At 33.8% G+C, this 12072-nt stretch carries 14 protein-coding genes; 3 read left to right on the forward strand and 11 right to left on the reverse strand.

Annotation, left to right across the window (positions count from 1 at the left end; translation table 11 throughout):
* Window positions 1-43: 43 nt before the first annotated feature.
* From ABH955_RS07255 to asnB, 5 genes are all read right to left on the reverse strand, one after another.
* A complete protein-coding gene (locus ABH955_RS07255) occupies window positions 44-1006 on the reverse strand; it encodes an ABC transporter substrate-binding protein (protein WP_002189500.1) in 963 nt (320 codons plus the stop codon).
* A gap of 233 nt (window positions 1007-1239) precedes the next feature.
* A complete protein-coding gene (locus tag ABH955_RS07260; RefSeq protein ID WP_404491015.1) occupies window positions 1240-2241 on the reverse strand; it encodes an N-acetylmuramoyl-L-alanine amidase in 1002 nt (333 codons plus the stop codon).
* Window positions 2242-2347: 106 nt separating this feature from the next.
* Window positions 2348-2683: a hypothetical protein gene (locus tag ABH955_RS07265; protein ID WP_012260872.1), complete on the reverse strand. Its 336-nt coding sequence runs from the start codon at window positions 2681-2683 to the stop codon at window positions 2348-2350.
* A 45-nt stretch (window positions 2684-2728) separates the two neighbouring features.
* Window positions 2729-3088 (reverse strand): GNAT family N-acetyltransferase, encoded by a 360-nt coding sequence (locus tag ABH955_RS07270; protein WP_088039316.1) that lies wholly within the window; start codon window positions 3086-3088, stop codon window positions 2729-2731.
* Window positions 3089-3179: 91 nt separating this feature from the next.
* Window positions 3180-5081 (reverse strand): asparagine synthase (glutamine-hydrolyzing), encoded by a 1902-nt coding sequence (asnB, locus tag ABH955_RS07275; RefSeq protein WP_002012706.1) that lies wholly within the window; start codon window positions 5079-5081, stop codon window positions 3180-3182.
* A gap of 217 nt (window positions 5082-5298) precedes the next feature.
* Here asnB and ABH955_RS07280 point away from each other — a divergent pair, with 217 nt between their 5' ends.
* Complete coding sequence (locus ABH955_RS07280) at window positions 5299-5766, forward strand: Hsp20/alpha crystallin family protein (protein ID WP_404442993.1); 468 nt, start codon at window positions 5299-5301, stop codon at window positions 5764-5766.
* A gap of 36 nt (window positions 5767-5802) precedes the next feature.
* Here the strand turns inward: ABH955_RS07280 and ABH955_RS07285 are convergent, their stop codons facing one another.
* A complete protein-coding gene (locus ABH955_RS07285) occupies window positions 5803-6390 on the reverse strand; it encodes an SCO family protein (protein WP_002012710.1) in 588 nt (195 codons plus the stop codon).
* Between the two features lie 335 nt (window positions 6391-6725).
* Here ABH955_RS07285 and ABH955_RS07290 point away from each other — a divergent pair, with 335 nt between their 5' ends.
* The gene (locus ABH955_RS07290) at window positions 6726-7700 is read left to right on the forward strand and encodes an MBL fold metallo-hydrolase (RefSeq protein WP_002189499.1); all 975 of its coding nucleotides are present in this window, start codon (window positions 6726-6728) and stop codon (window positions 7698-7700) included.
* 188 nt (window positions 7701-7888) lie between these two features.
* Here ABH955_RS07290 and ABH955_RS07295 read toward each other — a convergent pair whose 3' ends face one another.
* From ABH955_RS07295 to ABH955_RS07310, 4 genes are all read right to left on the reverse strand, one after another.
* A complete protein-coding gene (locus ABH955_RS07295; protein WP_033733157.1) occupies window positions 7889-8731 on the reverse strand; it encodes a DegV family protein in 843 nt (280 codons plus the stop codon).
* 153 nt (window positions 8732-8884) lie between these two features.
* Window positions 8885-9136, reverse strand: coding sequence for a DUF2535 family protein (locus ABH955_RS07300; RefSeq protein WP_002012715.1), 252 nt, complete (start codon window positions 9134-9136; stop codon window positions 8885-8887).
* 328 nt (window positions 9137-9464) lie between these two features.
* Window positions 9465-10205 carry a twin-arginine translocase subunit TatC gene (gene tatC / locus ABH955_RS07305; protein WP_033708120.1) on the reverse strand — a complete coding sequence of 247 codons (741 nt, stop codon included), beginning with the start codon at window positions 10203-10205 and terminating at the stop codon, window positions 9465-9467.
* 57 nt (window positions 10206-10262) lie between these two features.
* On the reverse strand, window positions 10263-10442 hold the full coding sequence (locus tag ABH955_RS07310) for a twin-arginine translocase TatA/TatE family subunit (protein WP_002012719.1): 180 nt from the start codon (window positions 10440-10442) through the stop codon (window positions 10263-10265).
* A 209-nt stretch (window positions 10443-10651) separates the two neighbouring features.
* Here ABH955_RS07310 and trhA point away from each other — a divergent pair, with 209 nt between their 5' ends.
* Window positions 10652-11308 (forward strand): PAQR family membrane homeostasis protein TrhA, encoded by a 657-nt coding sequence (gene trhA, locus ABH955_RS07315; RefSeq protein WP_002189496.1) that lies wholly within the window; start codon window positions 10652-10654, stop codon window positions 11306-11308.
* A gap of 37 nt (window positions 11309-11345) precedes the next feature.
* Here trhA and ABH955_RS07320 read toward each other — a convergent pair whose 3' ends face one another.
* Window positions 11346-12065, reverse strand: a complete 720-nt coding sequence (locus ABH955_RS07320) for a lysophospholipid acyltransferase family protein (RefSeq protein ID WP_002189495.1) — start codon at window positions 12063-12065, stop codon at window positions 11346-11348.
* Between the last annotated feature and the right edge of the window lie 7 nt (window positions 12066-12072).

Here is a 12072-nt window from a genome sequence, read left to right on the forward strand (position 1 = left end):
AAAAGTACATCACCTATTTAAAGTGATGCACTCAACCATTCATTTATTTCAGAAAATATTTTTCAATATCATCTAACATTAAATTTGCTGCTTTAATACCGCCTGCTGTATTCCAAATTACTTCATCCACTTGGAATACTTTATTGTCTTTTGAAGCTTGTAGCTGCTTAAAGAGTGGATCTTCTGTCCATTCTTTTGCTAACGTATTTCCTTCGTTATTCTTATCTGCATCTTTATCAGATGTAAAATAGAATATGTAGTCCCCATCCATATTCGGAATTTGCTCTTTTGTAATTCCTTTTATCGCAAATTCATCTTTATCTTGTAGTGGTGGTCGCTTAAATCCAACATCATTTAAAATAGCACCTGAGAATGAGTTTTTCTGATAAATCCGGACATCACCTGGTACGAAGCGAATAATAGAAACTGTAGAATTCAATTTATCTCCTAACTTCTCTTTCATTCCTTCAATACGTTTTTTATAATCTTCAAGAGCCTTTTGCCCTTCTTTTTCTTTATTTACAGCTTTTGTATAGAGTGTAAAGTTTTCCTTCCAATCCCCGCGCAATGTTTCAGCGTATACAGTTGGCGCTATTTCGTTCAATTGCTCATATATTTTTTCATGACGCATTTTATTCCCGATAATTAAATCCGGCTTAAGCTTCATAACTGCCTCTAAATTAATATCACGCTCAGTTCCTACAACTTTCGTATCTTTTAAATCTTTCGCTAAATGAGGATACCATTCATCACCAGCACGTGGTTTTGTAGTTCCAACTGGCGTTACTCCAACAGCTAAAAGTGCCTCCGCACCCTCATTTGTTAAAACAACTACTTTTTTAGGTGTACCATTTACTGTTGTTTCACCCATTGCATGCTTTACAGTATACGAATCTTTTGCTTTAGCTGATGGATCATTTCCTTTTTTCTCTTCTTTGCTACACCCTGCGATTATTACCATAAGTATCATAATGCATAACATAAATATTTTTTTACTATGTACCATATGTCCTCCTAGATGAAATTGATTATCATTAACAATTAAAGGTTAATGTATATTACATACATTGTCAATGTATATCAGAAAACTTTTTTAATATATACAATTTAGATTCTATCCGCTATTCAAATGTTTATTTTTAAAATAAAGTGTATAAGTATGAAAACAATAAACGTTCTTAAAATGCGTATCTACGTTATACATAAATACGCATTCATATTACATCATAAATTCATTTCCTAATATTGATTATATTTAATATATGATGGATCATTATACACCCACTGATTTCCACCAAGGTTCAACCAACCGTTTTGATTAATATATACTAAATAAGATTCCGGATTATTTAATTTACGAATAACTGAAGAAGATGTTGATGGACCACTTCTTAAATTCACATTTGTTCTTTGTATATATGCAACACCAATTGCGCTTCCATCACTATTGCTCGTCTTTACAAAATTAATATACGAAGGGTCATTATACACCCATTGTCCATTTCCTAAGTCTAACCATCCGTTACTTTCCTGATATACGACATACGATTCTGGGGCGTTTAGTTGACGAATAACTGAAGAAGATGTTGATGGGCCACTTCTTAAATTCACATTTTTCCCAAGTATATAGGCAATCCCCTTCGTTTGCGGTGTTGGCTGTGGGTTTGGAGGTTGTGGATTTGGAGGATTCGGATTTGGAGCTACTCCAAAAATAGCTGCTATTCCGTTTGCATACGCTTGGCTTAGATCTTCGATAAATTGTGGATTTTTCAATAAATTAGCATCAAACGTTGTATCAATAAAGGCAGTCTCTGTTAAAATTGCATCCATTGCAGTCTCTCTTAGTACCGCATAATTTGCTTTTTTGGCTCCTCGGTCACGAAGACCGTATTTTGTTAATACAGGATTGACTGCTGCATGCATTTTTTGTTGCTTTTCATATGCGGAACTACTATTAGATAGCGCGTTGTAAATATAACTTTCAAATCCAGTTCCACCACCACTATTAATGTGAAATGAGATAAAATAATCTGCACCAAATGAATTAGCAATATTAGCACGTTCTGATAAAGAGATAAACACATCACTATCACGTGTCATTTTAATATTGATTGGATAATTTGCAGATAAAATATCTCGCACACGTCTAGCAATTTGAAGTGTTAACTCTTTTTCCACTAACCCATTACCAACAGCACCAGAATCATATCCACCATGCCCTGCGTCTATAACAAGTTTCATATATCTTTTTCGTTCCTTTCTTTATTGTAATAAGCTTTCATTTCTACTCGTCCTATTTTATGTTAATTGTACAAGTTCCGTTACAAGTACAAATAAAAAAACCCCCTTATGTAAGGCGGTTTCTATCGCTTTGCTTTAGCCAATTTAAAATGAATATATACGATTGATAATGGATGTAACGTATGCAAAATAAAAGAAATAAAAGAAATATCCCACCGCCGCTATATAGCAACCCAAACTTCAAAAAGATGTTCAAAAGAGGTGGGAAATACGTTATGTTTTGCAATACAAATAGCATACAAAACAAAATTAAAAATACGGGAATGTATTGTAATTCATATGGTCTTCTCTTCTTATACATTCTTTTCCGAATAAAAGTCTGGCATAGTTCTGCTACTATAAAACAACCTCCAACTAATACAAGACCAGAAGTAATCGTCATACGTCCACCTACCTTATATTCATATCATCACCTAATCAATATTCACTATATTTTTTTTACATATATTCCATTTTCCTCAATAAAACCAGATCCCTCTATGAAAGATTTAGCTTGTTCAGTAAACATCTCTTGCAATACTTTTATTTCTTTCACATTTCTCTGTTTCATCATTTCTTCAAATGTAAAATACGTATTTGTCCCGTATCCATAACCTTGATAATCAAAATGAATAATTAACTGTGACAAAATAGCACTCTCTTCTTGAACGCTATAATCTATTACGCCAATATATGTATCATCAACTTTTACACAATACTGAACCTTTTTCTCATCTAAGCTGTGTGAGTGAAACATTTCTTTTACAGCGCTTTTATTTTCTGTATTTACTTTCTCAAACGTAATCATATGTTGTCCATCCTTTTACTATTATTGTATCAATAATAAATGCAATTTATGAAAAAAACCTTAAGATCGAATGCGACCTTAAGGTTTTTTATTAAACTAAGCTATACGCACGCTTTGTTTCTTCGTGGAACTTATTCGTATCGTATTTATGCTCAACATAAATTTGATGCCATACCATAAACGCAAGTACAGTCCAAATTTTACGGCTATAATCGCCTTTATCTGCACAATGTGCTTCCAGTAAGTTTAATACATACTGTTTTTCGATTAAATGCTCAGTTTTGCTTTCTTTAATAATATTTACAGCCCAATCGTGCATTTCATCTTTTAACCAGTGACGAATTGGTACTGGGAATCCAAGCTTTTTACGATCTAACACGTGATCCGGAACAATTCCACGAGCAGCTTCACGTAATATAGCTTTCGTTGTTCCGTTTGCAATTTTAAATTCTGTCGGAATTTTAGATGCAACGTCAAATACTTCTTTATCTAAGAACGGTACACGAAGTTCTAATGAATTTGCCATCGTCATTTTATCAGCTTTTAATAAAATATCGCCGCGTAACCATGTGAACATATCAATGTACTGCATTTTACTTACATCATCATAATCTTTAATTTCGTTATACAATGGTTTCGTGATATCCATATAGTTAACACTTTCATCGTAATACTTCATTAATTCAGCTTTCTCTTCTTCACGGAAGATTTTCGCATTTCCATAGTAACGCTCTTCGATTGGCGTACATCCACGCTCTAAGAAGCTTTTTCCTTTAAACCCTTCTTTAAGAGCACCACTTAATGCCTTTAGAACACTCTTTCCTGGGCTAGGAATGTAAGAGAACATTTTTAACGAGTTTGGCTCACGATAAATGTTATATCCACCAAACAACTCGTCTGCACCTTCACCAGAAAGAACAACCGTTACGTGTTTACGCGCTTCTTTCGCAACGAAATACAATGGTACAGCTGCTGGATCCGCTAAAGGATCATCCATATGCCAAATGATTTTTGGGAACTCATCCATAAATTCTTGAGCTGTAATGAATACGTTATGGTTTTTAACTCCTAATTTCTCAGCAGTTTCTTTCGCAACATCAACTTCACTGAAACCACGTTGTTCGAAACCAATAGAAAATGTTAATAGATTTGGATTCATTTCTCTTGCGATAGAAGCAATAATAGATGAATCGATACCACCAGATAAGAAAGAACCTACTGGTACATCACTACGCATATGTACTTTTACAGAATCGTATAATACATCGCGAATTGCTTGGATATGCTCCTCTTTCGTTGCGCTTGAAGCGTTGAAATAAGGATTCCAGTAGCGATGGATTTCCATCTCTTTACCGATTTCTTTTACGAAGTAATGACCAGGCTCAATTTTGTTAACATCAATTGTTAATGTTTCTGGCTCTGGACCATATTGGTACGTAAAGTAGTGTTGTAGTGACTTTGGGTTTACCCCTTTGTCTTCCATTACATGCATAATACTTTTCTTCTCAGATGCGAAGAATGTAGTATCACCTTGTTGTGCGATGTATAAAGGCTTAATACCGAAGTGGTCACGTGCACCGAAAAGTGTCTTTTCTTCACGATCCCAAATCATAAATGCGAACATACCACGAAGGTAGTCTACACATTTTTCTTTCATATGTGCATACAATGCAATGATAACTTCTGTATCAGATTGTGTAGCAAAAGTTGCACCTTTTTCAAGTAACATTTCACGTAGTTCTACATAATTGTAAATTTCACCATTAAAAATAATTACATATCGATCATTTTCATAAGTTAGCGGCTGATGTCCTGCCTCTAAGTCAATGATACTTAAACGGCGGAAGCCAAATTGTACATGTTCATCACGAAAATATCCTTCGTCATCTGGACCGCGGTGGAAAATCATCGTGTTCATATTTTCAAATTGATGTTTTTCTGTTTCTGAAAACTCTCTAGGGTTTTCACATAAACATCCTACAAAACCACACATACTTCTTACCCTCTTTCAGTTTTCATTCTGTCTCAATACTACTATATCAACCCTATTTATACTAGCATAATCAACTGAATATGGCGACCAAAAACTATAAAAAACTCACTCCATTTCACATTTTTAACATTTTTTTATGAAAACATGAAAACTAGGCACTCACCTTTCTCCGCTTTTGTCATATGATATTGCAAATTGATTTCTAGGAGGTAATACCATGAGTGAAGAAAAAAAAGATTCTTCTCGCCCACCGGTTCGTAATTATTTAAAACAAATTGATGATTTTTTCGAACAAACACCTCTTCGTGGCGTAATTGCTGATTTAAATCATTTTTTCCAAAAAGGAAACCGTTTATTAACATTCCCAGTAGATTTATACGAAGTTGGTGACGAACTCGTCGTTACAGCCGAACTACCAGGTATACAAAAAGAACAAATTCAAATTGAAATACAAAGCGAATACTTAAAAGTCTCTGTAAAAGAAGATATACTTGAAGCGACGGAAGAAGAACAGACATCTCATAACTATTATCGCCGAGAACGTTCCATTTCAGAAGCGTCAAGAATTATTAAGTTACCATATTTAATTAATAAAAAAGCAACGAAAGCTTCTTATCAAAACGGTGTATTAGAAATTCGCGCACCGAAATTACCACAACAGCATGACATATTATCCATAGACTGAATACTAATAAAAGAAGGGTGCTTAGCACCCTTCTTTTTAATCAGCTAATCGCTTCATATCACGTATAATATCTTCGTATGGCGTATTGCTAATGCCGCTATATTTTTTCATTACTTTTCCATTTTGATCGACTAAGAAAAATGATGTACCGTGTATTACTTGCCCATTCTCTGGTTTATCTACAAGCGATTGGAAGTTATCTTTTGAAAACTTTGTAATATCCTCCAGTGAATAACCTGTTAACAAGTTCCAATTACTTGTATCCTCTGTAAACTTTTGAATGAATGCTTTCAAATTTTCTGGTTTATCAAGTTCAGGGTCTACACTAAACGAAACAAACTGAACGTCTAATTTCTCTTCCTTAGCCATTTTCTGTAATTTCGCCATATTAGCAGTCATTGGCGGACAAACCGTTTGACAGCTTGTAAACATGAAATCAGCTACCCAGACTTTCCCTTTTAAATCTTTTGTACCAAACGGCTTTCCTTCTTGATTTGTAAATTGGAAAGTTTCTAAATCCCAGTTTAACGGTTTACGTAATTTTGACCCTGAACTGCTACAACCTGCAAGTACAAAGAGACAAAATACAACCATAAGACCAATTAACTTTTGATAACGCTTCATTATTAAACCTCTTTTCTCTATCCTTAATTTATGTAAGTTATGTATATCATAACAAAAGTAAACACTATGAGAAAATTGTTTACATCATTTGTTCACGAAATCGTACGAATTTACGTATGTTACTTCTTTATTTCAAGCGAATTACTAGACAAAATATATTTTACTACTATTATTTCTCTAACCATTATTTGCGAAACGAAGTTCATTGTTAAATTTGTAAATAAATCCACTTATTTTTTTACAATTACTTAAACATTAATCCATGTTAAACACTGTATTCCTTAACAACATTTCGGTACAATGCAACTACAACGATTTTAAATGAGGTGATGTTCATGGCAAAGCGCTATGAAAATATGGATAATGCAAGTACAAAAAAATCAATTCGCTCCTTCTTACGTTGGCGTAAAGAGAGAAAGCAAAACAAAAAAGACTTTTCTTTTCTAGTAGAACAATCACCTGTTAAACAAAGTAAATTTCTACTAAATAACTTTGAAAAAACGACTGTCACATGGATTGGTCATTCAACTTTTCTCATTCAAACGAACGGCTTAAATATTTTAACAGATCCAGTATGGGCAAATAAATTAAAGTTAGTTCCACGACTTACTGAGCCAGGGCTCACTATAAAAGAACTACCTAAAATCGATATCGTTCTTATTTCACACGGTCATTACGATCATTTAGACTTTTCATCTCTTCGTCAACTAAATGATGATGCCTTATACCTTGTTCCTATTGGGCTAAAAAAATTATTTACTCGTAAAAAATTCACCAATGTAGAAGAATACAACTGGTGGGAAAGTACAACAATTGATGAAGTCTCTTTTCACTTCGTACCTGCCCAGCACTGGACGAGAAGAACATTATTTGATATGAACACCTCTCACTGGGGAGGATGGATCATTGATAATATGACTTCTTCAGAAACCATTTATTTTTGTGGTGATAGTGGTTATTTCCAAGGATTTAAAGAGATCGGCAAACGTTTTTCAATCGATATTGCACTTATGCCAATTGGTGCCTATGAACCAGAATGGTTTATGAAAGTGTCTCACGTTTCACCAGAAGAAGCTGTGCAAGCCTATCTAGATATAAAAGCTACACATTTCATTCCCATGCACTACGGTACTTTTGCGCTAGCAGATGAAACGCCGAGGGAAGCTGTAACACGGCTTCGTAATAACTGGAATTTACGCATGCTACCGTGGGAACAACTTCATGTTCTCTTTTTGGGCCAAACTTTCACTTATAGCCCTATTGTCTCAGTTAAAGAACCAGTAAAAATCACAGAAACTTCTCATGTATAATAGTACTAATTTTTGCGAGTAATTTATCATATACTTTAAAAAATTGAAAAGGGTGTTTTCCATGAAAGATTATTTACAGACTCGCTATATAATTAGCGGTAGCGCCTGTATTGCCCTTCTCATTTATTATTTTCTGTCCTGAAATAATAAAAAAGCTACTTGAAAATTCATTTCAAGTAGCTTTTTTATTACTCTGCTAAATACATAAAACCAATTGCTCCTGGTCCTGTATGAGTACTGATAACTGGTGTTGTATAGAAAATCTCTGATTGAGTGAATCCATTCACTTTTTCAACAGCAGCTTTTACACTTTCTGCTAAAGGAATTGCTTTAGCATGTGGAATCGCAACAGCTTTCACTACTTTTCCAGCAGTATCTTCCTCGAATATTTTAGCCAATGTTTTTACAATCTGCCCTTGGCTACGTACTTTCGTTACCGGATTATATACGCCGCCTTCTAAACTTGCGATTGGTTTAATATTAAGTAAAGAACCAATAAGTGCCTTACCTTTACCGATGCGTCCACCTTTTACTAAGTTTTCTAATGTATCTACGACAACATATAAACGAGTATTCTTTCTTACTTCATCAATACGTTTTAAAATATCTTCTAGTGAGCATTCTTCTTTTGCCATTTTTGCCGCTTCAATTACTTGATATGCTAAAGCATGTGTAATAAATTGAGAATCAACAACTGTTACTTTTGTATCTGTCATTGATGCAGCGCTATTCGCTGTTGCGACAGTACCGCTCATTCCACCTGTCATATGAATGGAAAGTACTTCACTTCCATCTTCGCCTAGCTTGTCATACATTTCTACAAATGTACCCATAGCCGGTTGTGATGTTTTTGGTAATTCTTCTGATTTAATCATTTCTTCAATAAATTCATCCGGTTGTAAATCTACACGATCTAAGTATGTTTGTCCATTTACAGAAATAGATAATGGTAAAACATGAATATCATACTTCTCAATTATATCTTTTGATAAATCTGCCGTTGAATCTGTTACAATTTTAATTTTTTGCATATTATATTCTTCCCTTTCCAATACGCTCTCCCTGTTATTATACTAGCATTCCCGATGCTTTCAACAATTTCGAATGAATTTCACCAAATTAATTATATTTTTATACCTAAAATAAAAAAGACAGAGCCTATCTAACTCTGTCCCTGCTGTGTATTATGCATTCTTTTCAAGAGTATTTGTCTTATATACATTTGAATAATCATTCCACTTCAAACAACTTTGTAAATATTCACGGAAAGAGTACGAGAATCTTGGGTTTTTATGTTTTTGAATTTTCGCAATAAACAATTGAAGACGAGACTGAATTAGAAACGCTAATGGATGCTGTGTTTGTAGGACAGGGATTTCAAATATTTTAATACAATTTCCTGTTGCATGAGTGAAATAAAAACTTTTCGTAATCACACTATCAATCCTCTTTTTCGTTGGATTTTTGAACTTCCTCCACTTTATTCTTTAACACGTTTTTTAGTGTAGGTTTCCTATGAATACTAAAATATCCTTAAGCTGCCCCATTTAGAAGTTAATACTTCATTTATATCCACCTAATTCGAACCCTGTCCTATATATCCTTTGAGACGGGAGTCTTATTATCCATATATAGCTTGATAACTTCAGTATAAACTTATAAAAATGAAAAGTTTGTCTAAATTTTGGAGATTCTATAATTTTTTCCTTCTATATATTGTATACAATTATAGCTAGAGTATAACAAATAAATTAAAAAGTGCCTTTATAACGAGGCACTTTTCGACTGTATTTCTTCTCTTTTCTGTTTTCGTTTACTAACTATCTTTGATAAAGCGATACTGATTTCATAAATACAAATAAGCGGTACCGCTACTAAACTATGTGATAAAAAATCTGGCGGCGATATACATGATGCAATTATAATCAACACGACATAAGCATATCTTCTTATTTTTTGAAGAAATTCTGCAGTTAGAAGACCTATACTCGTTAAAAACATAACAACTACAGGTAATTCAAATATAACAGCAAACGGAACTGTTAAATTTAATACGAAATGAAAATATTTTTCCGTTGTAAACATCGTATTAAACATCTCATTACCAATTGTAGTTAGGAAATGAAATAAAAATGGCATGACGATAAAATAACCAAAAGATAGGCCTGCTATAAATAATATAGACAATACCGGTATATACATTAATGTCATTTTTTGTTCATTGGGATGTAAACCTGGTTTTACAAATAACCAAATTTGTATCGCAGCAAAAGGAATTGTACAAACGATAGCAAATACTGTAGCAATCGAGAAAAAAATCCACAACACATCACTTGGACCGAGAACAGTTAATTTCATTGGTAAATCTTTTACAAGCCAAAAATAAATATCCTTCGTAAAAGTAAATCCAATAATTAAAAATAATACAAAGGATAATACTGTATATATTACTCGTTTGCGAAGCTCAACAATATGTTCTACTACGCTCATTTCCCGATCTTCCATCTCGTTCACCACACTTTATTTATCCATTCCGAGAAAAACTTCAGCATATTCTTTTATTTATTTATTTTTTTCTTTCTCTTGAAATGCCTCATCAGTCAATTCTTTTGTTGATTTTTTAAATTCTTTTAACGTTTCCCCTAAAGCTTTCCCAATTTCCGGTAACTTTTTTGGGCCAAATAAAATTAACACTGCTACTAAAATTAAAATTAACCCTGGAAAGCCAATATTTGAAAACATTTCCCCATCCCCTTCATAAGTAGATTCCTTGTCCTACTATTCCATAAGTTCATTTTGTCAAAAAATTTCGTAAACGTCAATGTATCCGTTGTCTTTTGTCAAAAAAATTCGAAAATATAATCAATTGAATATCATTTTCTATTCCTTTTGTATATGATATGGTTAAGGAAAATATAACTTATCTCAATACAGTGAAAGGAATTAACATTATGACGCAAAAAATTAAAAGAATGACCCAATTTGTAAAAGAAGAAATTGCGAATGCCATTACCCATGGTATCGGTGCCATTTTAAGCATCCCTGCCTTAATCATATTAATTATTCATGCTTCCAAACATGGCACAGCATCTGCTGTTGTTGGCTTTACCGTTTATGGTGTAAGCATGTTCTTGCTATACTTATTTTCTACACTGTTACATAGTATCCATCATCCAAAAGTAGAAAAGTTATTTACCATTTTAGATCACTCCGCCATATATTTATTAATTGCCGGCACGTATACACCATTTCTACTCATTACACTGCGTGGCCCGCTCGGTTGGACTTTACTCGCAATTATTTGGACCCTTGCGATTGGGGGCATTATTTTCAAAATCTTCTTTGTTCGTCGCTTTATTAAAACATCAACATTATGTTATATCATTATGGGCTGGCTCATCATCGTTGCCATTAAACCCCTTTATGAAAATTTAACCGGTCACGGCTTCTCACTACTATTAATAGGCGGCATTTTGTATTCTGTGGGAGCTATATTCTTCCTTTGGGAAAAACTTCCGTTCAATCATGCCATTTGGCATCTCTTCGTACTAGGCGGTAGTACAATGATGTTTTTCTGCGTACTGTTTTATGTCTTACCCACAGCATAAAAAAAGTTTCAGCTTGTTTAAGCTGAAACTTTTTTTATTACTTATGTAATTGAGATGCAATAATATCTTTTGTATGCTGGGTTAACTCTTTAGCATCCATACTTGCATATTCTTCAGGTGTAATTGGCTTAGAAATTGTTAATGTTGCATGAGCTGGTTTCATACGATTTCCATTAGCCTCAAACATCTTATATGTACCATCTAAAGTTACTGGTAATATAGATACGCCAGATTTTACAGCAAGGTGAAAACTCCCTGCTTTAAACTCACCAATTTCGCCACCCTTACTTCTCGTTCCCTCTGGAAAAATCACGATAGAATGCCCGCTCTTTAACAGTTCAATTCCATCTTTAATTGCCTTAAGAGATTGACGACGATCGCTGCGGTCCATAAACACACAATTCATTAGTTCCATCCATGTTGGCACAACCGGAAACTTTTTAATTTCCGCTTTTGAAACGAATCCAATTGGCTTATTTAAGTAACCTAGTAACACAGGAATATCCATATTACTTTGATGATTACTTACAACTAGCACCGGCTTGTCTTTCGGAACATTTTCAAGTCCCTTTACTTCTACAGTCGATCCAGTTACACCCACCATTTTCTTACCAAACCAGTTTGTTGTTTTATACACAACACTATCTTTTTCTTGCGGTGACATCGCATTTGCTTTTCTTTTTATACGCCACAACCTTGGTGTAATCGCAATTACGATTAAAATTAAATAAAAGATTTTAAAAAACGTTTGAATCATACAGAAC

This window comes from Bacillus sp. RC240 (genome assembly GCF_044907945.1).
Lineage (GTDB): Bacteria > Bacillota > Bacilli > Bacillales > Bacillaceae_G > Bacillus_A > Bacillus_A mycoides.